Origin of the sequence: Klebsiella sp. JB_Kp031 (assembly GCF_040064295.1) — a bacterium.
GTDB classification, from domain to species: domain Bacteria; phylum Pseudomonadota; class Gammaproteobacteria; order Enterobacterales; family Enterobacteriaceae; genus Klebsiella; species Klebsiella quasipneumoniae.
The window spans coordinates 182,345-205,885 of the sequence record NZ_JBEAJW010000001.1; the positions used below are offsets into that span (position 1 = coordinate 182,345).

Here is a 23,541-nt window from a genome sequence, read left to right on the forward strand (position 1 = left end):
AGCACGATGAAATCTCCTGGAGAGTGGATTATAGTTAAATCAGCAGGATTACTCAGTTAGTGTCAGGTCAGTTAGTCGTGTTCATCCCACAACGGTGTTTGTTAGTCGTCGTTTAAACCACTCAAAAGGGGATGCGTTATGGACGAATACTCGCCAAAAAGACATGATATCGCACAACTACGCTTTCTCTGCGAAACGCTGTATCATGACTGCCTTGCAAACCTGGAAGAGAGCAACCATGGCTGGGTCAACGACCCGACATCGGCTGTCAATCTCCAGTTAAATGAACTGATCGAGCACATTGCCACATTCGCCCTTAATTATAAAATTAAGTACGCTGAGGATAATAAGCTGATCGCTCAGGTTGACGAATATCTGGACGACACATTTACGTTGTTCAGTAACTACGGCATTAACTCTACGGATTTGCAAAAGTGGAAAAAATCCGGTAATCGGTTATTTCGTTGTTTTGTCAACGCCAGCCGGGAAAATCCGGCCAGTCTTTCGTGTTAGGATTATTACAATCAAAAGGTGGAATTATGTCTGATAAGCCATTAACTAAAACAGACTATTTGATGCGCTTACGTCGTTGCCAGACAATTGACACGCTGGAGCGCGTCATTGAAAAAAACAAATATGAACTTTCTGATAATGAGCTGGCGGTATTTTACTCAGCCGCCGATCATCGTCTGGCTGAACTGACTATGAATAAGCTGTACGATAAAATCCCGACGTCCGTCTGGAAATTTATCCGCTAATTAGTGCGCCCGACGCGGTCTGCTGACCGGATGGTAATCGCCAGCCTCAGCAGGACATCTTTGTGATAGTCATCACAGCATTCAGCAAACAGCAAACTTGTAACCGGTTTCTTTTTTATACTGTTGCGACCTCTAACGTCAGGTATAAGGAAGACCAATGAGTGAAGAAAAACGCAAAATGATCGCCGGTGAGCTCTATTTATCTGGCGACCCAACGCTTCGCGCCGATCGCCTGCGCGCCAGACAGCTGCTGCACCGTTATAATCATTCCGCCCCGAATGCCCAGGAAGAACGTCAGCATATTCTGGCCGAGCTGTTCGGTCGCGCTGGCGATGCGTATATCGAGCCAAGCTTTCGCTGCGACTACGGCTACAATATCTTTCTCGGCGCCGGTTTTTACGCCAATTTCGACTGTGTGATGCTGGACGTCTGCCCTATCCATATTGGCGATAACTGCATGCTGGCGCCGGGCGTCCATATCTATACCGCCACCCATCCGCTGGATGCTGAGGCCCGAAACAGCGGCCAGGAATATGGCAAACCGGTGACCATTGGACACAATGTGTGGATTGGTGGTCGGGCGGTGATCAATCCCGGGGTGACCATTGGCGATAATGCGGTCATCGCCTCCGGAGCGGTGGTCACTAAAGACGTTCCCGCCAGTACCGTTGTCGGCGGCAACCCGGCGCAGATCATCAAGCGCCTTCCGCCGCCGAATGCGTAACTGTTATGCTTTTCTGTAACTGATCTGTTACTTTCTCCGCGGAATACTGCAACATAAAATAACCTTCAGGCTGAGCCTGCCGCACCTGAGCCATCGGGCGCACGGGGCGGGCTTATTGCAGAATTCGGGGACCAAGATGACAGAAATACAACGCCTGCTGACTCACACCATTGACGAACTTAACGTGCAGGAAAAACGCGATAATCGCCCGCGTTTTAGCATCAGTTTTATCCGCAACCATCCGGGCCTGTTTGTTGCCATGTATGCCGCGTTTCTGGCGACGCTGGTGGTCATGCTGCGCTCTGAAACGCTGGTGGATTCGGTCTGGTTGTTGGTGGTGCTGTTCATCCTGTTCAACGCTTTTTTCTTCTTTGACGTCTATCCACGCTATCGTTACGAAGATATCGATGTTCTCGACTTTCGCGTGTGTTACAACGGCGAATGGTACAACACCCGCTTTGTCCCCCGACAGCTGATCGACCGTATCCTGCAGTCGCCGGACGTCGATAGCGAGCAGAAGGCACAGCTTAAAAAAATGGTCGACACCAAAGGCGAGCTCTCCTTTTACGATGTCTTTACGCTGACCCGCGCCGGTACTGCGCAATAAGACGATTCAGCGTCCGCAGCGCCAGCGGATAGCGGGAAGCCGAAGTATTGCCATACCCCAGCACCAGCCCGCTCCGCCCCCGCCGCGGGTCGAGATAGAAATGACTTAGCGCAGCGGGCGCCAGCTGAAACTGACGCGCCTGCTGCGCAATCGTTCGATCGTCGATCCCCTCTATGGCCAACGTCAGATGGAGTCCCCCTTCCCCACCGAGGACTTCACACGGCACGGTAATCTCTTGCGCCAGCGCCTCGCGCAGCTGTTGCTGACGTTTGCGGTACAGACGACGCATCGCTGCCAGATGACGCGCATAGTGTCCCTTCTCGATAAAGCTGGCCAGCGCACGCTGTTCAGCGCGGTGCCCGCCGCGCAGCAGCGCGCCAATGGCCTCCTGAGCGGCATCCGCCAACGCGGACGGCATGACCATAAAACCGATACGCAGCGCCGGAAACAGGGTTTTACTGAAGGTGCCGAGATAGACCACCGGGGCATCCGGGACCATCCCCAGCATCGCCGGGACCGGCTCTCCGCTGTGGCGAAACTCGCTGTCGTAGTCATCCTCCACAATCCACGCGCCGTGCCGATGGGCATACTCCACCAGCGCCAGACGCCGCGCGGCGCTCATGACGCTCCCAAGGGGATACTGATGAGAGGGAGAGGTGAAAATCAGCCGGGGTGGCTCTGCCACGCCGTTGGCGATACACATCCCTTCACCATCGACGGCCATCCCACAGACCCGCAGCCCCGCTCGCTGGAAACCACTCCTGGCGCCCAGGTACCCCGGCTCTTCCAGCCACACGCTGTCGCCCGGGTTGGTCAACAGCGAGGCGCATAAGTTGACCCCTTCCAGCGCCCCCTCGGTGATGACGATCTGCCGGATATCGCACCGGATGCCCCGGGAGAGCGCCAGATGGCGGGCGATAGCCTCCCGCAGTTGGGGATCGCCCGCGGCCTCACCGTAGCCCAGCAGCGTGCTGCCTTCGTCGCGCAATGCCTTATCGATTAACCGCCGCCACAGCGGCAGCGGGAAATAGTTCACCGCCGGCATGCCAGGCGTAAACGGCAGCGCCGGCGAGTCACGGCGCATAGCGGCTGGCAGCCCCTGCAGCCGCTCAGACAGCACAACGGGTGGCGCGATTACCTCCTGCCGACCGCTAGCGGCGAGCGGCACCACCTGCGTCCCCTGACGGCTTCGCGTCAGGTATCCCTCCAGCGTCAGCTGCTCCAGTGCGGCATTCACCGTATTACGCGACAGATGCAGTCGACCGGCAATCACGCGCGATCCTGGCAAACGGCAGCTGGCCGCCAGGGTTCCCTGCAGGATGGCATGGCGCAAAGTGTGGTAAAGGGCGCGCTGCAGGGTTTCGTCCGTTCGCTGCCGCATCCCCTGCGTCACCAACCCATAAAACGCATCGTCCGGTATATTCATGTCGCCTCCTCGTGGATCCATAAAAACATACTCTAATGGCACTTTTTATGGAACCAGCCAGCGCGTACGCTGCCTGTACATCCCCAATAAGGAAACCGCAATGTGTGAATACAATCAGTTTGGACAGGCGCTCGGCGCCGCGCTGCCCGACTGGCAACCCCGCCCCTGGCCGACCCGGCAGGTACTTCAGGGCAGCCGCTGTCGGCTCGAACCACTCACCCTCGCCCACGCCAGCGATCTGTTTGCTGCCCATCAGCTGGCGCCCGACGCCCGCAGCTGGACGTGGCTGCTGCGCGAACCGGAAACCAGCCTGGCTGAATTTAGCGCCTGGGTGGCGCAGGTTGCGACGCTGGCCGATCCGATCCATTTCGCCGTCGTTGACCAGCAGCGTGGAACGGCGGTCGGCTCGCTGGCGTTAATGCGCATCGATGCCACCCATGGCGTGGTCGAGGTGGGGCATGTCCATTTCTCTCCGCTGCTGAGCCGAACGGCTATGGCCACCGAAGCGCACTGGCTGTTGATGCAGTATGTATTCGAGACGCTCGGCTACCGTCGCTATGAATGGAAATGCAATAGCCTCAATACGCCGTCAGGCCGGGCGGCAAGGCGACTGGGATTTCAGTACGAAGGACGTTTTCGTCAGGCACTGGTGAGCAAAGGACACAACCGGGACACGGACTGGTTTTCAGTGATTGATGGCGAATGGCCGCAGCTGGATAGCGCCATGCGCCAATGGCTGGCCGCCGACAATTTTACCGCCGACGGCCAGCAGCGCCGTCCCCTGGAAAGCTTCCGTTAACGACGTTTTTTGCGCCCCTGCACTGCTTTGAAGCGGGGGTTGCTCTTGCAGATCACGTACAGCCGCCCTTTGCGTTTGACCAGCTGGCAATCCGGGTGGCGCTGTTTGGCGCTGCGTAATGAGTTAACGACCTGCATCATGCCTTCCTTTTTGCATCAATGAAGCCGCCAAAGCGCTGGCGGAAACGGGCCGCGCTACCCTCGCTGGCGAACGTTTTTTGTTTGCCGGTGTAGTACGGATGCGATTTCGAGGAGACGTCGATCGTCACATACGGATACGTCTCACCGTCGAGCTCAATCACGCGTTCGGTGCGGATGGTTGAGCCAACTTTAAAATATTCATTGGCGCTGGTGTCGTGAAACACCACCGTGCGATAGGGAGGATGGATATGGGCTTTCATCATGACCTCATAATTATGTTATAACATAACAATTAAGGTACGCCGTTCCACGACAAAGATCAACCATGGTCATATCAGGGGTAATAACAAAGAGGCGAGTTTCCTCGCCTTTGGCTTCAGGGCGCCAGACGGTGGGCGATAGCGCGAAGTTGCTCCGCGATAGCCTGCAGATCTTTCCCCTGCTCGACTCTGGCGCCGCTGGAATGGCGAATCACCAGGCGCGCCGGCAGGATGGATGAGGTATGCGCCGCGCCGCTGGTACTGGCGAGGATCCGCCGCACCGCCTCTTTCCCCTGCAGGTCGAGGTCCAGCGAGACCGTACTCAATGCCGGATAGAAAAAGGAGCTTTCGTAGGTATCGTCATAGCCAATCACCGACTTCTCTCCCGGCACCGCCACCTGATGCTGATGGAAGGCGCTGAGCACCCCCAGCGCCATCTGGTCATTGCCCACCAGCACGGCGCTGAAATTAGGCGTTTCCCGCAGCATCTGCAGCGCGCCGGCGTAGCCGCTCTGCGCATCCCAGTTGCCGCGCAGGACGGTCACCGGCTTCAGACCGTAGCCATCCAGGGTCTCGAGCCAGCTTTTCAGCCGCAGTTTCGCCGATACGGAGCTGTCCGGGCCTGCCAGCAACGCAATCTCCCGATGCCCCATCTCATAGAGATATTTGACGCTGGCCCGGGTGCCGTCCGCCGGGTTAAACGAAACGTTAAACACGGAGCTGTAGGGATCAACGTCGAGAAACAGGCAGACGATATCATCATTGTCAGCGGCGATTTTCTGCGCCTGTTCAGTCTCCAGCGGCACGTTGATAATGACCTTATCCACCCGCTGAGACTTCAGCTCATTGATGGAATCCTGGATGCTTTGGTTGACGCTCTCATCAATCATTGAAATCAGGACCTGGTAACCTTCCAGATTGGCATAGCGTTTTACCGCCGCCGCCACCTGGGAGGGGGCATGCCAGGCCAGCGAAATCGTCACCAGTCCGACCGTCTGGCTCTCCTTCCCCACCAGCTGCTGCGCCAGCCGGTTTGGCACATAGCGCAGAGCCTCTATCGATTTCTCCACCTTGCGGCGCGTCGCTTCGGATACATTGGCAGATTTGTTGAGTACCCTGGACACGGTCTGGTAAGAGACGCCCGCATGACGAGCGACGTCTTCCAGAGTAGCGCTTTTAGACTTCATGGTCCGGTTCCTTATGTTGTTATCCCATGATTGTAACAGGGGCCATTTGAAAAAACGCTCACCGCTACCTCTCATCGCAAAATTACACCACAAAAAGTATTACGTTCACAACCAGGTTAATTGTGAATCACCTCACTCATCACAACAAAAACCAGCGTTATTATTTGCAGTTAGTCACACAATAATCATATCTCATTTGCCTGAAGTTACATTTAGGCATTTTATGACATCAGTTATGTGAACGTAATACAAAACAATAAGAGGATAGAGATGAATACGACACTGCGCGTCCTTTCCACAGCATTAGCCGCTGCGCTAATCGCCCCTTCCGCCTTTGCGGCTACCGCTGCGATCCCGACCGTTGATTTTCATGGCTATTTGCGTGCCGGGGTTGGGGTCTCCGGCGACGGTAGCGAAGCGGAATGGCAAAAGAACAAGCTGGGCCGGTTGGGGAACGAATCGGATACCTATGGCGAGCTGGAGTTAGGCTCCGAGGTCTACAAAAAAGATGATGTCAGTTTCTATCTCGACAGCATGGTCAGCATGGTCTCCGATGGCTCTAACGATAATGAAACCACGCTGAACGATGACGCGCAGTTCGGCTTACGTCAGCTGAACCTGCAGATCAAAGGGCTGATCCCGGGCGATCCGAATGCGGTGATCTGGGGCGGCAAACGTTACTACCAGCGTCACGACCTGCACATCATCGATACTAAATACTGGAACATTTCCGGCTCCGGGGCCGGGGTGGAAAACTACACCCTTGGCCCGGGCGCCGTCTCGCTGGCGTGGATCCGCGGCGATGCCAACGACGTTGACTATCGCGTCGATGGCGACAGCAACGTCAATATCAACTATATCGATTTACGCTACGCGGGATGGAAGCCGTGGTCCGGGTCGTGGACCGAATTCGGCATCGACTACGCCATGCCGAACACCACCAAAAAACAGGATAGCTACGGCGGACTGTACGATGCCGAAAATGGCGTGATGCTGACCGGTGAAATCAGTCAGGATATGCTGGGCGGCTATAACAAAACCGTGCTGCAGTATGCCAACAAAGGTCTGGCGCAGAATATGGTCTCCCAGGGCGGCGGCTGGTACGATATGTGGAACTACGTGAACGACGCCACCGGCTATCGCGTGATTAACACCGGTCTGATCCCAATTACCGAGAAGTTCTCCATCAACCACGTTCTGACCTGGGGCTCGGCGGATGACATTACCGACTATACCGATAAAACGCGGATGCTGTCGCTGGTCGCCCGCGGGCAGTATCAGTTCACCGACTACGTGCGCCTGATTGGCGAAGTCGGCGGTTTCTATCAGAAAGACAGCTATAACAATGGCACCAGCTACAAACAGGCCGGTGAGAAATATACCATTGCGCTGGGCCTGGCGGACGGGCCGGACTTTATGTCACGCCCGGAATTACGTATTTTCGCGTCGTATCTGAATGATTCCGAAGATGGTAAACCGTTTGAAGACCAGACGGCGAATAATACCTGGAATTTCGGCGTACAGGTTGAAGCCTGGTGGTAATATCGCGCTGGTAAGACAAATACGTTATTTATATCTCCAACTGTAAGGTCATTAATTTCCCTCCGGTAATCATTATTGCCACTGCTGTCTTTGTCTTATTTTCGGGATAACCTGTTTTCAGGTTATCCCGTTTTATTTATTTCCGCGCGGCAAAATGGTCATCCAGCAATTGACGTAGCGCATCGGACTGCTTACCGAAAATAGCATGAACCTGCTGGCCAAGAATAATGACACCCAGCGCGCCCTGCTGCTGTAATGCGTCCGAGTCCACGGCTGCCAGATGACGAACCGTTACCCGCAGACGGGTAATACAGGCGTCCACTTGGGTAATATTCGCTTCACCGCCGAAGGCCTGAACCAACGCCTCGATTTGCTGTTTTTCCGCTTCGCTTAACGGCTGTGCCGGACGTGCAGGAGAGAAATAGTGCAGGAAAGATTTTAAACTCACCATCATAAACTCCAGGGTAATAGATACAAAAAAGCCTGCTCGGCAGAGCAGGCGTGGAGAAAAAAGGATTAGGCGTGGCGACGGAGAATACGGCAATCCCATGCTGACAGGGTCAGCGGGTCCGACACCGCCGCGTCGGTCAGGCAATCCCGATACCCTGACGGCAGGCTCAGGGTATGGCTTTGCGCGCTGTAGTTCTGCAGGAAGACAAACGTGCTCTCACCGTCGGTGCGCGCAGTAGCCACCACGCCGGGCGGTAAATCCGCCGCGATCGCCCGCGATAGCGCCAGCTCCTTGCTCAGGGCGGCAAAGAAGTCGCGCTGGAAGGCCAAATCGTTGCGGGAGGCCACATGCCAGGCTTTACCTTTCCCGAAGCCGTTCACCGTCACCGCTGGCCTTCCGGCATAAAAATCATCCCGGTAGGTGGCCAGCGTCTGCGCGCTTTCGGTATGGATCAGTTCACAGAGATGGCGCACCTGATACGGGCCCTGCAGACCGCACTGATTCCCGGCCAGGCCCTGCACCAGATTAAACTCGCCGTCATTCAGGCAGTCGATCTCTTCCGCCCAGATGCCCAGCAGATTGCGCAGCGGGCCCGGGAAGCCGCCGAGATAGCAGAGATCGGATTCGTTGACGATGCCGGTCCAGTAAGTGGTCACCAGATGGCCGCCGCTGGCGACAAACGCCTCCGCCCGCGCGGCAAAGCCGTCGCGCACCATGTATAACATCGGGGCAATGACCAGCCGGTACGGCGTTAAATCAGCGTCGGCGTCAATCACATCGACGGCGATGCCCTGCTCCCAGAACGGACGGTAGTGCTCATTGACCGTCTTCTCATACTCCATCCCCAGATTGCGCGGTCCCTGGGCGTCATCAAGCGCCCAGCGGTTCTGCTGGTCGAAGATAATCGCCACTTTCGCCTCGGTGCGACAGCCCCGGACCTCCGGTAGCTTGCTCAGTATCTCACCGAGTTTGCTGACTTCACGGCCAATACGGGTATCGATGTGCCCGACATGGTCGACCACCGCGCCGTGAAATTTCTCAACCGAACCGCGACTTTTCCGCCACTGGAAATACTGCACCGAGTCGGCGCCATGCGCCACCGCCTGCAGCGAGGAGAGAATATGCATGCCCGGTTTCTTCAGTTTGCTGGTCGGTTGCCAGTTAGTCGCACCCGGCGTGGACTCCATCAGCACAAACGGCTGGCCGCCCTTCAGGCTGCGCATCATGTCGTGATACATCGCGGTGTAGCAGGCCAGCGCGGTTTCGTCTTTGTCGCGGTGCCACATCGGATAGCTGTCCCACGAGATAAAGTCCAGCACCTCCGCCAGCTGCCAGTAGTCATAATCGTAGAAATACTCCATAAAGTTGGTGGTCACCGGGAGGGCGGCATTCGCCGCCTTCAGCGGGGCGATTTCATGGCGGCAGAAATCGGTCACCTGAGCGGTGTTAAAGCGATGCCAGTCAAGGTTGAGACCGTGGATCGACGTTTCGCCCTGCGGCGCAGGCGATTCAATCTGCGACCAGTCGGTATAGGTATGGCTCCAGAAGGTGCTCCACCAGGCCTGGTTGAGGTTCTCCAGGGTCTGGTACCGCGTCTTCAGCCAGTCGCGAAAGCGGGCCTGGCAGAGATCGCAATGGCATTCGCCGCCATATTCATTGGAAATATGCCAGCCCAGCACCGCCGGGTGCGCAGCATAGCGATCCGCCAGCAGGCTATTGATTTTCAGGGTCTTCTCACGATAGATCGGCGATGACATACAGTGGTTGTGACGGCCGCCGTGCAGGGCCGGCACCCGATCGCGCCCCACCCGCAGAACCTGCGGATAGCGTTGAGACATCCACGCCGGACGCGCGCCGCTCGGCGTGGCCAGAAATACATGAATGCCGGCGGCATACAGTTTATCGAGGATAGTATCCAGCCAGGCGAAATCAAATACCCCTTCGCGCGGCTCAAGTTTCGCCCAGCTAAATATGCCCACCGACATCACATTGCATTTTGCCTGCTGCATCATGGCAATGTCTTTATCAATAATGTCGGGGTCATTCTCCCATTGTTCCGGATTATAATCCGCGCCATGCAGCAGCGTATTAACCTTTGAATGTAAAGGTGCAAATTTATTCATAATAAACTTCCTGAAAAGAACGACAAATAATTAATTAAATACTTTTACCGACGGCAGTACTTTTCCCTGGCAGTCAAATAGCGCCTGATTTTCCCGCGCATTACCCTCTTTCCATTCGTCATGGATATATTTCATCCCCGCCGGGGTGGCCCAGGTATTTCCCGGCACAGCAATCCACGTCGGCTCCCAGTAAAAAATACCTTTGCCGCGCTGGTCGGGAACATCTATTACGGCCTGCATCAGATCGTGGATATAGCGATATTGCCCCTGCACGGTGGCGGGATAGCCTCCGTCCTTTTCCTCTTTGGCCTGAAAACTGTTTTCCGCGTTATCGCAGTTAGCCAGGGTATAGGCATAGGCCGCCTCGACGACAATGACATCTTTGTTATAACGTTTGCTGATGTCATCCATATTGGCCTTCAGGGCGCTGATCGGCCCGTTCCAGTAGGTGTACATCGACAAACCAATCACGTCATAGGGCACATGACGTTTCTCTATTTCGTCAAACCACCAGCGGAAGGTATCGTTCTTGGTCCCTTCAGCCAGATGCAGCATGATTTTCACCTGCTCGCCATTGCGCAGATTCGCCTTCAGACCATCAATGGCCGCGTTCAGCAGCCCGGCCAGCCGGTCGAACTCGCCGCCCCCCTGCCCCCAGCTTTTCCCTTCCGGCCACAGCATACCGCCGTTGATCTCATTGCCGATCTGCACCATATCCGGCAGGACGCCCGCCTGCTTAAAGCGGGCGATGGTATCCCGGGTATAGTCATGAATCGCCGTTTTCAGCTGCGGATAATCCATCTTTTCCCAGGCCTTCGGTTTGAACTGCTTGCCGGGATCGGTCCAAAAATCGCTGTAATGGAAGTCGAGCAGCAGCTTCATTCCCTGGGCTTTCGCCCGTTTCGCCAGCGCCAGGGTAGTGGCCAGATCGTTATTCCCGCCGCCATAGCCCTCGCCGCTTGCCGATTGCGGATCCACCCACAGGCGGAGGCGAACATAGTTGACGCCGTTCTCTTTCAGAATGGCGATCGGATCCTTACGCTGGTTATTCTGGTCGTAGAAAATTGCCCCGTGCTTTTCGGCATCCAGCAGCGTGGAGATATCCGCGCCTTTAATAAAGTCCGCCGGCATACCCTGAAAGGCGCGGGTTTCAAGCGCGTCCGCTGCCAGCGAAGGGAGGGAAAAACTGCATGCCAGACAAACCGCAAGCCATGCGGGTGTAAATCTTTTCATGTGCTTATCCTTTAGTACTGCCCGAGGTCAGGCCGGAGACGAAGTATTTTTGTAACGCCAGATAGAGGATCGCGACCGGCACGGCAATCAGCACCGCCCCCGCCGCGTAGGTGGTGTAGCTGGCCCCCATTTTTTGCGCCACCAGGTTATACAGACCGATAGGCAGCGTGTATTTATCCGGGGTACGCAGGATGGTGCTGGAGAGGATGAAATCCCCCAGCGGGCCGGTGAAGGAGAACAGCGCCACCACCGCAAGGATCGGCCTCGACAACGGCATGATGATCTCAATAAAGATGCGAAAGCTACTGGCGCCGTCCATGCGGGCGGACTCATCCAGATCTTTAGGGATCGCGTCGAGATACCCCTTCATCAGCCAGGTGTTCATCGGGATCATTCCCCCGACGTAGATCAGCACCAGCGCCAGATGGCTGTTTATCAGGCCAAGCAGTTGCGACAGCACAAAGATGGCAATCAGCGCGGAAAACTGCGGGATCATCTGCAGCAGCAGGAACAGCATCAACCCGTTCTGCCGCCCTTTAAAGCGGAAGCGGGAGAAGGCGTAAGCGGTAAAGCTGACGCTAATCAGGGTCAGCACCATGGTCAGAAAGCTGATTTTCATCGAGTTCCAGTACCAGGTGAGGTAATTCACATTGCCATTGAACAGATCGGCATAGTGCTGGAACGACAGGTTTTCCGGAATGATCGAGGTACTGAGCAGGCTATTGCCGGCGTTCAGCGACGCCCCGACGGTCCAGACCAGCGGGTAGATAATCACCACCGAGACCAGGATAACCACCAGCCAGGTGAGAGAGAGTCGGATCCACTTTTCGCGTTTAATACTGGGTGATTGAGCCATGTTGCTTCCCTTACGCCATGTCGTCATTTTTGAAGGATTTGGTGGCGCGGAACTGCCACAGCGCCAGGCCGACGACGAAGATCGACAGCAGGATAGTGATGGTCGCCGCGATGGCGTACTGCGACGAGGACATCGTCAGCTTATAGATCCACGACACCAGAATATCCGTCCCGCCGGCGTTAGATCCCGCCACCGCAGGGCCGCCGTTGTTAAACAGATAAATAATGTTGAAATTATTAAAGTTGAAGGTGTACTGGGTGATGATGATCGGCGCGATCGCGTACAGCACCAGCGGCAGGGTGATGGTGCGCAGGCGGGTAAAGGCGCTGGCGCCGTCCATCGTCGCCGCTTCATACAGATCGTCCGGGATCGCCTGCAGCACGCCGGTGGTCATGGCAAAGACAAACGGAAAGCCAAGCCAGGTCTGCATCATGATCAGCGCGGTTTTGGTCCAGAACGGGTCGGTTAGCCATGCCTTCGGGCTGATGCCGAAGAATGACAGGATCGCGTTGTTAATCACCCCGAAGGAGTCATTGAACATCCCGGCAAAGACGAGGATAGTGACAAACCCCGGCACCGCCCACGGCAAAATAAAGATGGTGCGGATCAGCGGCTTAAAGCGCAGATCTTTTTGGTTCACCAGAATCGCCAACAGCACGCCCACCGTACACTGCAGGGTGGTCGCCAGCAGCGTCCACACCACGGTCCACTGCAGCACATCCAGAAAGGTGGAGCGCCAGATGGAGAGGGTGAAAATATTGACGAAGTTTTTCAGCCCCACCCAGTCCACCAGCTTCGCCGGCGGCGTGTGGTACAGGTTGTAGTTGGTGAAGGCGATGGCGAAACCAAACAGAATGGGAAAGATCACCACAAAGACCAGCAGAATAAAGCCCGGGGTGATCATCAGGTACGGGAAGCCGTCGCTCAGCAGCATCTGGTACTGCTTACGCACGCTGTTCAGCGCGACCCCTTCATCGCGTTTTTTGCCGTTCAGCCACGCGTCCCGCAGCGAGAGAAAATAGATCAGCACGCCAAAAGCGACGATCAGCACGCTGATAATCCCCTCCGCTAACAGGAAGATAGAGTTATCCCGGGGCACCTCTTCACCCAGGGTATAGAGCCCCCACAGCCCCTCGCGCAGGAAATCGTAAAAAATACCCAAAAAGCTACTCAGCAGCACCAGGAAGACCAGCCCCTTCAGCCACTGGCGATGATAAAACTGGCCGAAACCCGGCACGATTGCCAGCAACAGGCCGCACCACGCATGGCGCCTGGGCCCGCGCGCGTCGCTAAAATTTTCGCTGGAATGGATGCTCACACTCGACTCCTTCTACAAACGGGAGGTCCCCCTCCCGCTCGGTGACTTCACGTGACGGTAAATTACTGATTGCTGGCCTGCATCGCTTCAATCTGCATCTTGATCTGTTTCACCGCATTATCGAGCGCGGCCTGCGGCGCCTGCTTGCCGGTGAGGCTCAGTTCAAGCGCGGCATTGGCCGGCCCCCACACTTCCCCCATCTCCGGAATGCCCGGCATAGCCATCGCCCGAGCCGACTGGACGGCGACGGCGCTGGCCTTTTCGTCATTTTTAATCACCGGGTCGTCAATCATCGCCTTCAGCGGCGGGATTTCGCCGGTGGCGACATAGCGGGCTTTTACATACTGCGGCTGGTTGATGAACTCGATAAACTGTTGCGCCAGCGCCTTGTCTTTACTCCAGGTCGATACCACGTAGCCCTTAACGCCGAGGAAGGAGCTCATTGGCTTGCCGTCCGGCAGGGTCGGCAGCGGCACCACGCCATAGTTGATACCGGCGGCTTCATACGGCTGGAAGGCCCAGGGGCCGTTGATCACCGCCGCCGCTTTTTTCTCGGTAAACAGCGAATCAATGGCGTTCAGCCCGTTATCGCCGAGGATCCCTGCGGGGAAGGCCTTCTCGGCATAGAATTTTTTCAGGAAGGTCACGGCTTCCACGGCGCCGGGCGTATTGAGCCCCACCTGCTGCGGATTAAAACCGCCGCCGTCGTTCTTCGCGAAGATATAGCCGCCCATCGGGCCAATCGCCCCCCAGCTGTAGTAGATCTGATCAAACTTGGCCAGCAGGCCGTATTTGTTCTGCTCGCGCTGGGTCTTCGAGTAGTCCAGCCAGGCCTGCAGACTGTCCAGCGGCTTGTCGATCAGGTCCTTGTTGTAGATAAGCACCAGGGTTTCCACCGCTTTCGGGATCCCATACAGCGCGTTGTCCATGCGGAAGGCGTTGATAGAGGCTGGCGTAAAGGCATCCTGTTTCGCCTGCTCGACGTTGAGCGGCGAGAGAAGTCCCTGAACGACGGCGCCGCCGAGCTGATCATTCGGGATCACCAGCACGTCCGGCCCAATGCCCGCCGGGCCATCGAGGCGCAGCTTTTCCAGCTGCTGGGCATAAGGCATCTCCTGCAGATTGACCTTCACGTTGTACTGCTTCTCAAAATCGCTGACCGCGGTTTTGATGCCAGTGGATTTTTTAATGTCTTCCCAAACGTTGAGCTGCCCGGCGGCATGCGCCTGCAGGCTGGTAAGTTGCCCCGCCGCGAGGGTGGTAAGGATCAGTGCAGCAAGCGTGTTCTTTTTCATTATCAACCTCATGTGAAGGTATAACAATTTAATGGTTTTTATTTGACTTACGTCTGCCAGTTAGGAAAAAAATCATTTCAAACTGGCTTGTTACATAGAAAACAGACTCTGGTTCGCTTTTGTTATACGCTACGCTTTGATTAGGGATAAAACTACCATAAGCTGCCAGTTGTGTGATCATCCTTGCAGAAATGAAACGCCGCTGTATGGCGCAAAAACCGCGGAAGTTATAGTCAGGACATGATTTTAGCGCTGTTGAATATTGTCACGCTGATTTGTTACACGTAATACAAACACACTCAAATCAGCGACACGCCAACGGCAAACAACGGCTACTCACTTCGGGGAATGTGGATGTCCAATATACGACTGAGGAATGTCACCAAAAGGTTCGGCAGCACGGTGACGCTGCACCAGGTCAATCTCGATATTGAAGATGGCGAGTTTGCGGTCTTCGTCGGCCCTTCCGGCTGTGGAAAATCGACGCTGTTACGTATGATTGCCGGGCTGGAAGAGGTCAGTGACGGGGAAGTGCTGATTGGCGATGAGGTGATGAACGATGTGGTCCCCGCCCGCCGCGGCGTGGCGATGGTTTTTCAGTCCTATGCGCTCTATCCGCACATGACGGTGGCGGAGAATATGGGCTATGGGCTGAAAGTCAATAAAGTGCCGAAAGCGGAGATCCGTCGCCAGGTGGAAATGGTGGCCAAAACGCTGCAGCTCTCTCACCTGCTGGATCGTAAACCGAAGCAGCTCTCCGGCGGCCAGCGGCAGCGTGTGGCCATTGGCCGCGCTATCGTGCGTAATCCCCGGGTGTTTATGTTCGATGAGCCGCTTTCTAACCTCGATGCCGAGCTGCGCGTCGATATGCGCCTGCATATCGCCCGACTGCACCAGGAGCTGAAGACCACCATGGTGTATGTCACGCACGATCAGGTGGAGGCGATGACGCTCGCCGATAAAATCGTAGTCATGAACTACGGGAAGGTCGAACAAATGGGTTCGCCGATGGCGCTGTACTACAATCCGGTCAACAAATTCGTCGCCGGTTTTATCGGCTCGCCAAAGATGAACTTTTTGCCGGCCACCGTCAGCGACTGGCAGGCAGAGCGCTTAACGGTCACCCTCGCCCAGGACCAACAGCTCACCCTGAACGTTGCCACCCAACCGCTGAAGCCCGGCGCCGCGGTCACGCTGGGGATCCGGCCAGAGCACCTCACGCCGGAAGTCTCCACCGGTACCGTGGTGGAGTTTCAATGTGAAGTGGTGGAGCGTCTGGGCAACAATACCTACCTGTTCGGCCAGTGCTACGGTCACGATAACGTCAAGGTTCTGCTGCCCGGCGACGTCCATTTCCGCCCGTGGCAGAAGATTAATCTGGCCTTCGATGACCGCTTCTGCATGGTGTTTGATGAGAACGATCTGCGCATCAGCGCCGATATCACGGCGCCGGACGCCCACTAAGCCAACATATTGCTGTCATCTGCGCAGCGTATGCTGCGACTGAATGCCGGAATACATCCTGCCCGGCATTCACACCCTCATTTTTATTCTGCTGCATCGGAATCATCCTTCTCTCCCGGCATCGCAGGTTATTGTGATGCCGGTTTTTTTGCCTACGCAGCGCGATTTCTCCCGCTGCGCCCGGTTTATCTTTCGCATATACTGATGACACCCGGCGAACGATAAGGATACAGGCATGAGGACCCGGCATCTGATGGCGCTGTTTACAGGAGTGCTGATACTGGCCATCATCCTGCCTATCTCGCTCAGCATCTGGCAGGCGGCGCGGCAGGCCAAAATGCAGTTCTATCGTGAGCTGGATGATTATTCCAACCGTATTGTCGTCCGCACGCTGCAGGTCGCCGATCAGGCCCGGGAAGCACTGCGGGAGGCCGACTCACACTCTGCCGCCTCCTGTAGCCCTGAGCATCTGCTCACCCTCCGCCGGATCGCCTATACCCATCGCTACGTGCAGGAAGTGCTCTGGCTGGAAGATTCCGTACCGCAATGCTCCTCCCTGGAAGACCATAGCGTTGCGGTGACCTTCCCGCCACCGGATCACATTGCCCCCGACGGCTATCGCACCTGGCTGACCTCGATTAACGATCTTGGCCTTAATCACCAGATGACGGCCATGGCCAGCCGGCAGCATATGGTAATGATCGATCCCATCTCCTTCATTGATGTGGTGCCCGCCAGCGAGGAGAAGATCCATACCATGCTGTTTGGTTTGGACCATCTGAAAATGGTGATCAGCAGCCAGCCGCTGCCGGCGAAGGTCTGGCAACGGATTAAAGATCCGCACCTGAATATGCTGACCCTGGATAATACGGTCTACCGGATCCAGCGCATTCCCGAGCTGGGATCCGGCATTGTGACCTGGTCATCCACCCTGCCGCTACAGCAGCGTATTCGCCAGCAGCTGATCTTCTGGCTCCCTGTCGGCATCTTCACCAGCCTGCTTGCCACCTGGCTGCTGCTGCGCCTGCTGAGACACCTGCGTTCACCGCGCAACAGTATGCTGGACGCCCTCAATTCCCAGGCGATTCAGGTTCACTATCAGCCGATTATTTCATTGCAGGACGGAAAAATCGCCGGGGCCGAAGCGCTGGCGCGCTGGCAGCAACCCGACGGCACCTTTTTATCGCCGGATATCTTCATTCCCCTGGCCGAGCAAACCGGACTGATCACCCAGCTGACGGAAGATATCGTCAGGAAAATTTTTGCCGACCTGGGCCTCTGGCTGAGGCAGCGGCCGGAAGTGCATATCTCCATCAACCTGTCGGTGGATGACTTACGCTCTCCCACCCTACCCAAGCTATTACACGATCAGCTGCAGCACTGGGGGATCGCCGCGGAACAGATTATCCTTGAGATCACCGAGCGCGGGTTTGTTGACCCGGAGACCACCATGCCGGTGATCGCACACTACCGCGAGGCCGGGCACCGCATTTCGATTGACGATTTCGGTACCGGCTACTCCAGCCTGAGCTATCTGCAGAAGCTGGACGTCGACACGCTGAAAATCGATAAATCCTTTGTCGATACCCTCGAGTACCGGCCGCTGACGCCGCACATTATTGAAATGGCCAAGGCGCTCAATTTGGCCACCGTCGCCGAAGGGGTGGAAACCGTAAGCCAGCGCGATTGGCTGAGACAGCATGGCGTTCAGTACGCCCAGGGCTGGCTGTACAGCAAAGCGCTGCCAAAAGAGTCGTTTATTCTGTGGGCGGAAGAGAACCTCCATGCGCATTAAGCGGCAGGCGGCCTGCGCAGAAGGTCAGCGGGCGCGGCCTCTTCGCCGCCCTCTGCCGGAGGCTACTTCAGATAGGATTTAATCACCTGCATCACCGTCTCCAGATCCGCCTCACGCTGCGTCTCGTCTGGCTCTTTCACCACATGGTCGGTGAGATGTCCCTGGATAACCTGCAGCATCATGCCATTGACCGCGCCGCGGATCGCCGCCAGCTGCTGTAGCACCTCAGCGCACTCATGCTCGCGATTAAGCATTTTCTCTAATGCGGTACTCTGCCCCTGAATTTTCTTCAGCCGGGTCAGTAACTTCTTTTTGTCTCTCACTGTGTGTGACATTACGCTATCCACCGTTTTTTTCTGTCCGGGATTACCGACCTGCGTGGTCAGCAACGCCTGCCAGCATACCATGATCCTTTTTATTAGCCGCTTTATCTACTGGGGGGTAGTATTTTACTACTGGGGGGGAGTAGGATAAACGCACTTTTGGCAAGGATCCCGATATGAACGATTTCACTTCCCTTTTGCAGCAGGGCAATGCCTGGCTGTTTATTCCCAGCGCAATACTGCTCGGCGCGCTGCACGGCCTCGAACCCGGGCACTCAAAAACAATGATGGCCGCCTTTATCGTGGCGGTGCGAGGAACCTTAAAACAGGCGGTACTGCTGGGGCTGGCGGCCACGGTTTCGCATACGGCGGTGGTCTGGCTGATCGCCATGGCCGGTCTGTGGTTTGGCCGCGGCTGGAACGCCCAAACCTCTGAACCCTGGTTTCAGCTGGTCTCAGGGATTGTCATTGTGCTGATTGCCTGCTGGATGCTCTGGCGCACCTGGCGCGAATCGCAGCCCCACACGCACCATGATCACCACCACGAACATGATCATCACCACGAACATGATCACCACCACGAACATGATCACCACCATGACCATCACCATGCGTCCTCATCCGCCGCGCCGCTGGTGGCGGAAGAGTGGCAGGATGCGCATCAGCGGGCCCATGCTCAGGAGATTAACCGGCGCTTCGATGGCCGCCAGGTGACCACCGGGCAGATCGTGCTGTTTGGCCTGACCGGCGGGCTGCTCCCCTGCCCGGCGTCCATTACCGTGCTGCTTATCTGTTTACAGCTGAAGAAATTCTCGCTGGGCGCCACGCTGGTGCTGGGCTTTAGCGTCGGTCTGGCGCTGACGCTGGTGGCTTCAGGGGCTATCGCCGCCCTGAGCATGAAACATGCCACCCGCCGCTGGCCGTGGCTTAACGACCTCTCGCGCAAGGCACCCTGGTTCTCAGGCTTACTGATTATTGTGGTGGGGATCTACATGATGCTTCATGGCCTGAGCGGCCTGTAAGCGATGAAAGGCCCTCTCCGTGATGAAGAGGGCGATGGGTTAATTCAGGAGACTATTTCCCGGGGAGGGCTGACCGCGTTGCGGTTGACGGGCTGACTGAACCACGGCAGGCACAGCTGGATAAGCGGTCCAATCGACAGCGCGTAAATGACGGTTCCGACGCCAAACTTCCCCCCCAGCAGACAGCCAATCAGCAGCACGGAAAGCTCGATCGCCGTCCGGATACCGCGCAATGACCAGCCGGTGCGAGCGTGCAGCCCGGTCATCAGGCCATCGCGCGGACCCGGGCCAAACCCCGCGCCAATGTACATCCCGGTGGCGATCGCGTTCAGCACAATCGCCACCACCAGCAGCGCACTGCGCGCCACCAGCGATTCCAGCGGCGGCAGGACGGCCAGCGTGGCGTCCGCCGCCAGCCCCAGCACGATCACATTGCTCACCGTACCGAGCCCCGGCATCTGCCGGATCGGGATCCATAGCAGCAGCACCGCGGCTCCGGTCAGAATAATCACGGTCCCGAAACTGATCCCCAGCTGTTTAGCCACTCCAAGATGAAAGACGTCCCACGGATCGGCGCCGAGATTAGCATGCACGAAGAGCGCCGTGGACACGCCGTAGAGCACCAGACCGATATATAACTGCAGCAGGCGACGAAGCATATTTTTTCCTCAACATCATTGCGAATGCCCTCATCATCAGCAAAAATGGACTGATAATTAATGGCCAGTTTTGGAAAAGTGGATCGCTATGTCAGCCCGACGCTTTGGAACACAGTCCCTGGTACGCCTGCTCGGCAACTGGCAGGAGTCCAGTTCTCGCACACCGCTATGGCGCCAGCTGGCGGAAGCGCTCCGCCTGCTGATCCTCGATGGCCGTCTGACGCTACAGACGCGCCTGCCCGGCGAGCGCGAGCTGGCGGCGGCACTCAACGTCAGCCGGACGACCATCGCCAGCGCCCTCGGCCAGCTGCGGGAGGAGGGATTTCTCCAAAGCCGCCAGGGGAGCGGGTCGCGCATTGTTTTGCCGGAACGCCCTGCCGACCTGCCGCCGTCCTCTGCGACCCCCTCGACGATCAATCTCTCTACCGCCGCCCTCAGCGCCGGTCCGGAGGTCCATCAGGCCTTCCAGCATGCCATGACCCTGTTGCCGCCCTATCTCGCCCAGACCGGCTACGATCAGCAGGGGCTCCCGGTGCTGCGGGAAGCGATTGCCCGGCGCTACAGCGAACGTGGCCTGCCGACGCGGCCCGATGAAGTGATGGTGGTCAACGGCGCGCTCAGCGCCTTCGCGCTGATCCTGCGTCTGTTCACCGGCCCCGGTGACCGGGTGGTCATTGATGCCCCGACCTATCCAATGGCCATCAGCGCCATTCAGGGCGCCTCCTGCCGGCCCATTGGGGTCGCACTCCCACAGCAGGGGTGGGACTGCGATGGATTCGCGGCGATCATTGCGCAGACCGCGCCGCGTCTGGCATGGCTGATGCCGGATTTTCACAACCCCACCGGGCGCTGTATGGATGCCCTCACCCGCCAGCGGGTCGCGGACATCGCGGCCAGGACGCGAACAACGCTGGTGATCGATGAGACCATGGTCGACCTCTGGTATAACGCCCCGCCCCCGCCGCCGCTGGCCTGCTTTAATCCCGACGCCGCGGTGATCACCATCGGTTCGGCCGGGAAAAGTTTCTGGGGGGGACTGCGCATCGGCTGGATCCGCGCCAGCACGCGAACAATCGCCTCGCTTATTCAGGCCCGCGACTCTCTGGACTTGGGTACGCCGCTGCTGGAGCAGCTGGCCTGCAGCTGGCTGCTGGCAAACGCCGCCACGCTGCTGCCGCCGCGACGGGAGATGCTGAAGGCGCGCCGGGACATGTGCGAAGAGCTGATGAAAGAGTATTTTCCCCGCTGGCGCTTTACGCCACCGGAAGGCGGGCTCTCTTTTTGGGTGGAACTCCCTGACATGCTAGCCACTTTGTTCTCTGCACGTGCGGAAAGCCAGGGGATCCATATCGGCACCGGCACGCGGTTTGGTCTGGAGGGCGCGTTCGATCGCTATTTACGTCTGCCGTTTACGCTGCCGGATGAAGCATTGCGCCAGGCCTTCTCCACGCTACAACCATTGTGGCACAGCCTTGCAGAACAGCGGGAAAGTACGCGTTTGCGGAAAATAATATAAGAAAATATCGACGGGCTGGCTTCAGCCCGTCAAAAGTCCGTCATCCATGAGGTATATGAGATGTTTTTATAAAATTGCCTGGGTATCCTGCCATCTGGTTATGGCAACCCGGTGACGGAAATAAGGCAATTTCATTAATGCTGGCGCGGAATAGGAAACCCTTTCAAGGAAATAATAAAGCCATCTTCATCTTTTTTAATTTTAGCGCCGGTGTCACACCAGTCGGAGGCAATGCGAAAGAACTCATCACTACCGATATTCCAGTTCAGGCGAACGTGTTTCACGTATCCTGAGCGCAACATATCGCAGGCTTCGCTGTAGTTGCTGGCTGTAGAGAATTGTTGTTTCATTTTTTCTTCTTCAGAAGTTTTCTTAATGCTTTGATTTCTTTAGGGGTTAATGGCGTCGCTTCCTCTTCGGTATGCTGGCTGTCAATGTCCTCTTCCGTCACCCCCGCCTCATCTGCTGACGCCTCCAGCTGAAAAGCCAGCTGCAGCAGCTTTTCCGTTGCCGTACCCAGGTTCTCGTTATTCACTTCCGCATAATGACGCAACTTCTCTTTTAACTCAGCGTCAATTTTTACATTCAAAACCACTGTGGTCATAGCTACGCTTCCCGTGCAATAAAATCATCATAATTAATACACGAAGTTAACATGCTGATCCAGAGATATATTTTATAGCATGGATCTGGCAACAAATTCCCACCAATAAGATGCGCTTTATTTATGACACGCAAATGACATTAATATGTCAGTAGCATTTCAGATTTATGACAAGTAAATATTATGGAATAAGTAGAGGGTGTTTTAGCAACTAAAAATAATATGTGATCTGTATTAGGAATAAATTCTGGCCAGCAGAGAAGACCGCACAAATACAAGGGGAAAATTACGAAGGCCGAAATGGGTGGGGGCCCTGCCAGCTACATCCCGGCACACACGTCGTCTGCTCTGGCTGCTTCCTTCCGGACCTGACCTGGTAAACAGAGTAGCGTTGCGGGAGAACCAACAGAGCCCCCATTGAGAGCGTTGTTACCCAACGCGCTGGCGCATTATCCCTGCTGACCTGGTGAATTGCAAGCACGCCCCGACTGCCTGCTGGTTTATTGCGCAATAATGCGAATAAAACCAGTCACTCACGCTCAACCTGTGAGATTGCGAGCGCGCGCTCAGCACACAGTCGGGATATCCACCATACTTAGCCATCTTGCGTCCCCTTTTATCATCAGCACCTTGTCTCGACGGTAATCGAATGACTGACTCATCACCACAGACCATCACTCTGCCTTTACCCGCCATTGAAGGGATGACCATCGCCTTTCAGGGGGTGAATTATCTGCGCCCTGAAAAAATGCTCGACTTCGTGACCATTACTCAGGCGCCGGTGCGGGCGGTCACGCCGCTGGCGCTGCTCTATTCCACCGTCGGCGTCCTGCGCCAGGTGGAACTGCGCAAGCTACCGGTCTACATCAGCGGTCGGGTGGTATACCCCATCTCGTCGTTGACCATGCCGGGCCTGCGCGCGAAGCTGATCATCAACGCGACCTCGCAGCGGTTAAAATTCCTTGAGAGCCTCATCGCCAGTTCACCTTCCGACAATGTCCATGGCATGCAGATCCTCGGCCTCGCTCTGACGTTCACCATCGAACAGCCCGCCTGATCGGGCAGGCTGTACAGCCTGAAGATCAGCGCTTATGCTGGCGTTTTTCGGGTAACAGGACTGAATATGGATCCGCACGATACATTTCCCCAACGTGTCTGGCACATTGTGGCGTCGATACCGGAAGGGTATGTCACGACCTATGGCGATGTCGCCAGGCTGGCCGGTTCGCCGCGCGCGGCGCGCCAGGTGGGCGGTGTGCTGAAGCGTCTGCCGGAAGGGTCCACTCTGCCCTGGCATCGGGTGGTCAATCGCCATGGCGATATCTCCCTCACCGGCCCCGATCTGCAGCGGCAGCGTCAGGCGCTGCTGGCCGAAGGGGTGCAGGTCTCCGGCGGCGGCCATATCGATCTCCAGCGCTATCGCTGGGTTTACTGAAGAC

Annotated in this window: 27 protein-coding genes and 1 other RNA gene; 12 read left to right on the forward strand and 16 right to left on the reverse strand. The window is 56.6% G+C overall.

The features are described from left to right. The first annotated feature begins 138 nt into the window (after window positions 1-138). From tomB to maa, 3 genes are all read left to right on the forward strand, one after another. Window positions 139-513 (forward strand): Hha toxicity modulator TomB, encoded by a 375-nt coding sequence (gene tomB / locus ABLV64_RS00800; protein ID WP_002892066.1) that lies wholly within the window; start codon window positions 139-141, stop codon window positions 511-513. A 26-nt stretch (window positions 514-539) separates the two neighbouring features. Continuing rightward, window positions 540-758 carry an HHA domain-containing protein gene (locus ABLV64_RS00805; protein WP_002892050.1) on the forward strand — a complete coding sequence of 73 codons (219 nt, stop codon included), beginning with the start codon at window positions 540-542 and terminating at the stop codon, window positions 756-758. Between the two features lie 157 nt (window positions 759-915). Further along, window positions 916-1,482 (forward strand): maltose O-acetyltransferase, encoded by a 567-nt coding sequence (gene maa / locus ABLV64_RS00810; protein ID WP_004204750.1) that lies wholly within the window; start codon window positions 916-918, stop codon window positions 1,480-1,482. On the opposite strand, the gene ABLV64_RS00815 is transcribed toward maa, so the two are convergent. Continuing rightward, window positions 1,454-1,576 (reverse strand): hypothetical protein, encoded by a 123-nt coding sequence (locus tag ABLV64_RS00815; RefSeq protein WP_032431198.1) that lies wholly within the window; start codon window positions 1,574-1,576, stop codon window positions 1,454-1,456. The genes maa and ABLV64_RS00815 overlap by 29 nt on opposite strands. A 42-nt stretch (window positions 1,577-1,618) precedes the next feature. On the opposite strand from ABLV64_RS00815, the gene ABLV64_RS00820 reads away from it, so the two are divergent. Further along, complete coding sequence (locus ABLV64_RS00820) at window positions 1,619-2,089, forward strand: YlaC family protein (RefSeq protein WP_004204751.1); 471 nt, start codon at window positions 1,619-1,621, stop codon at window positions 2,087-2,089. On the opposite strand, the gene ABLV64_RS00825 is transcribed toward ABLV64_RS00820, so the two are convergent. Further along, the gene (locus tag ABLV64_RS00825; protein ID WP_205608699.1) at window positions 2,058-3,515 is read right to left on the reverse strand and encodes a PLP-dependent aminotransferase family protein; all 1,458 of its coding nucleotides are present in this window, start codon (window positions 3,513-3,515) and stop codon (window positions 2,058-2,060) included. The genes ABLV64_RS00820 and ABLV64_RS00825 overlap by 32 nt on opposite strands. Window positions 3,516-3,615: 100 nt before the next feature. Between ABLV64_RS00825 and ABLV64_RS00830 the strand changes: the two genes are divergently transcribed. Continuing rightward, window positions 3,616-4,314: a GNAT family protein gene (locus tag ABLV64_RS00830; protein ID WP_004204753.1), complete on the forward strand. Its 699-nt coding sequence runs from the start codon at window positions 3,616-3,618 to the stop codon at window positions 4,312-4,314. On the opposite strand, the gene ykgO is transcribed toward ABLV64_RS00830, so the two are convergent. The 3 genes from ykgO to ABLV64_RS00845 form a co-directional block, all read right to left on the reverse strand. Continuing rightward, window positions 4,311-4,451, reverse strand: coding sequence for a type B 50S ribosomal protein L36 (gene ykgO / locus ABLV64_RS00835; RefSeq protein ID WP_002892018.1), 141 nt, complete (start codon window positions 4,449-4,451; stop codon window positions 4,311-4,313). The two genes, ABLV64_RS00830 and ykgO, sit on opposite strands and share 4 nt — an antisense overlap. Then, entirely contained in the window at window positions 4,451-4,714 is a 264-nt protein-coding gene (locus ABLV64_RS00840; RefSeq protein WP_004204754.1) for a type B 50S ribosomal protein L31, read from the reverse strand. Before ABLV64_RS00840 ends, ykgO begins: the two co-directional genes overlap by 1 nt. Before the next feature lie 116 nt (window positions 4,715-4,830). Continuing rightward, window positions 4,831-5,901: a LacI family DNA-binding transcriptional regulator gene (locus tag ABLV64_RS00845; protein ID WP_004204755.1), complete on the reverse strand. Its 1,071-nt coding sequence runs from the start codon at window positions 5,899-5,901 to the stop codon at window positions 4,831-4,833. A 270-nt stretch (window positions 5,902-6,171) separates the two neighbouring features. On the opposite strand from ABLV64_RS00845, the gene ABLV64_RS00850 reads away from it, so the two are divergent. Beyond that, window positions 6,172-7,443 carry a maltoporin gene (locus ABLV64_RS00850; protein ID WP_004204756.1) on the forward strand — a complete coding sequence of 424 codons (1,272 nt, stop codon included), beginning with the start codon at window positions 6,172-6,174 and terminating at the stop codon, window positions 7,441-7,443. 136 nt (window positions 7,444-7,579) lie between these two features. Here the strand turns inward: ABLV64_RS00850 and ABLV64_RS00855 are convergent, their stop codons facing one another. From ABLV64_RS00855 to ABLV64_RS00880, 6 genes are all read right to left on the reverse strand, one after another. Next, window positions 7,580-7,894 (reverse strand): glucose PTS transporter subunit EIIB, encoded by a 315-nt coding sequence (locus ABLV64_RS00855; protein WP_004204757.1) that lies wholly within the window; start codon window positions 7,892-7,894, stop codon window positions 7,580-7,582. Between the two features lie 65 nt (window positions 7,895-7,959). Further along, a complete protein-coding gene (locus ABLV64_RS00860) occupies window positions 7,960-10,017 on the reverse strand; it encodes a beta-galactosidase (protein ID WP_348843125.1) in 2,058 nt (685 codons plus the stop codon). Between the two features lie 30 nt (window positions 10,018-10,047). After that, on the reverse strand, window positions 10,048-11,250 hold the full coding sequence (locus ABLV64_RS00865) for an arabinogalactan endo-beta-1,4-galactanase (RefSeq protein ID WP_004204760.1): 1,203 nt from the start codon (window positions 11,248-11,250) through the stop codon (window positions 10,048-10,050). Window positions 11,251-11,254: 4 nt separating this feature from the next. Continuing rightward, window positions 11,255-12,106 (reverse strand): sugar ABC transporter permease, encoded by an 852-nt coding sequence (locus ABLV64_RS00870; protein ID WP_004204761.1) that lies wholly within the window; start codon window positions 12,104-12,106, stop codon window positions 11,255-11,257. Between the two features lie 10 nt (window positions 12,107-12,116). Beyond that, window positions 12,117-13,424, reverse strand: coding sequence for a sugar ABC transporter permease (locus ABLV64_RS00875; RefSeq protein WP_348843126.1), 1,308 nt, complete (start codon window positions 13,422-13,424; stop codon window positions 12,117-12,119). Between the two features lie 62 nt (window positions 13,425-13,486). After that, a complete protein-coding gene (locus tag ABLV64_RS00880; RefSeq protein ID WP_017898899.1) occupies window positions 13,487-14,719 on the reverse strand; it encodes a maltodextrin ABC transporter substrate-binding protein in 1,233 nt (410 codons plus the stop codon). A 354-nt stretch (window positions 14,720-15,073) separates the two neighbouring features. Here ABLV64_RS00880 and ugpC point away from each other — a divergent pair, with 354 nt between their 5' ends. Both ugpC and ABLV64_RS00890 read left to right on the forward strand, forming a co-directional pair. Next, the gene (gene ugpC / locus ABLV64_RS00885) at window positions 15,074-16,183 is read left to right on the forward strand and encodes a sn-glycerol-3-phosphate ABC transporter ATP-binding protein UgpC (RefSeq protein ID WP_023319854.1); all 1,110 of its coding nucleotides are present in this window, start codon (window positions 15,074-15,076) and stop codon (window positions 16,181-16,183) included. Between the two features lie 235 nt (window positions 16,184-16,418). Further along, the gene (locus ABLV64_RS00890; protein WP_348843127.1) at window positions 16,419-17,978 is read left to right on the forward strand and encodes an EAL domain-containing protein; all 1,560 of its coding nucleotides are present in this window, start codon (window positions 16,419-16,421) and stop codon (window positions 17,976-17,978) included. Window positions 17,979-18,040: 62 nt separating this feature from the next. Here the strand turns inward: ABLV64_RS00890 and ABLV64_RS00895 are convergent, their stop codons facing one another. After that, window positions 18,041-18,313: a metal-sensing transcriptional repressor gene (locus ABLV64_RS00895; RefSeq protein WP_004204767.1), complete on the reverse strand. Its 273-nt coding sequence runs from the start codon at window positions 18,311-18,313 to the stop codon at window positions 18,041-18,043. Window positions 18,314-18,477: 164 nt separating this feature from the next. Here ABLV64_RS00895 and ABLV64_RS00900 point away from each other — a divergent pair, with 164 nt between their 5' ends. Beyond that, complete coding sequence (locus ABLV64_RS00900; RefSeq protein WP_348843128.1) at window positions 18,478-19,323, forward strand: nickel/cobalt efflux protein RcnA; 846 nt, start codon at window positions 18,478-18,480, stop codon at window positions 19,321-19,323. Between the two features lie 44 nt (window positions 19,324-19,367). Here the strand turns inward: ABLV64_RS00900 and ABLV64_RS00905 are convergent, their stop codons facing one another. Continuing rightward, window positions 19,368-19,982, reverse strand: a complete 615-nt coding sequence (locus tag ABLV64_RS00905; RefSeq protein ID WP_017898903.1) for a membrane protein — start codon at window positions 19,980-19,982, stop codon at window positions 19,368-19,370. Window positions 19,983-20,070: 88 nt separating this feature from the next. On the opposite strand from ABLV64_RS00905, the gene ABLV64_RS00910 reads away from it, so the two are divergent. Next, window positions 20,071-21,498, forward strand: coding sequence for a PLP-dependent aminotransferase family protein (locus ABLV64_RS00910; protein WP_057213684.1), 1,428 nt, complete (start codon window positions 20,071-20,073; stop codon window positions 21,496-21,498). Between the two features lie 134 nt (window positions 21,499-21,632). Here ABLV64_RS00910 and ABLV64_RS00915 read toward each other — a convergent pair whose 3' ends face one another. The 3 genes from ABLV64_RS00915 to ffs form a co-directional block, all read right to left on the reverse strand. After that, window positions 21,633-21,848 (reverse strand): hypothetical protein, encoded by a 216-nt coding sequence (locus ABLV64_RS00915; RefSeq protein ID WP_004142688.1) that lies wholly within the window; start codon window positions 21,846-21,848, stop codon window positions 21,633-21,635. Then, entirely contained in the window at window positions 21,845-22,102 is a 258-nt protein-coding gene (locus tag ABLV64_RS00920; RefSeq protein WP_004204776.1) for a hypothetical protein, read from the reverse strand. Before ABLV64_RS00920 ends, ABLV64_RS00915 begins: the two co-directional genes overlap by 4 nt. A gap of 311 nt (window positions 22,103-22,413) precedes the next feature. After that, window positions 22,414-22,510, reverse strand: an RNA gene (gene ffs, locus ABLV64_RS00925) — signal recognition particle sRNA small type. A 241-nt stretch (window positions 22,511-22,751) separates the two neighbouring features. On the opposite strand from ffs, the gene ABLV64_RS00930 reads away from it, so the two are divergent. Both ABLV64_RS00930 and ABLV64_RS00935 read left to right on the forward strand, forming a co-directional pair. Continuing rightward, window positions 22,752-23,159, forward strand: coding sequence for a hypothetical protein (locus ABLV64_RS00930; protein WP_049003068.1), 408 nt, complete (start codon window positions 22,752-22,754; stop codon window positions 23,157-23,159). Window positions 23,160-23,225: 66 nt separating this feature from the next. After that, on the forward strand, window positions 23,226-23,537 hold the full coding sequence (locus tag ABLV64_RS00935; protein WP_004204778.1) for an MGMT family protein: 312 nt from the start codon (window positions 23,226-23,228) through the stop codon (window positions 23,535-23,537). Window positions 23,538-23,541: the final 4 nt, after the last annotated feature.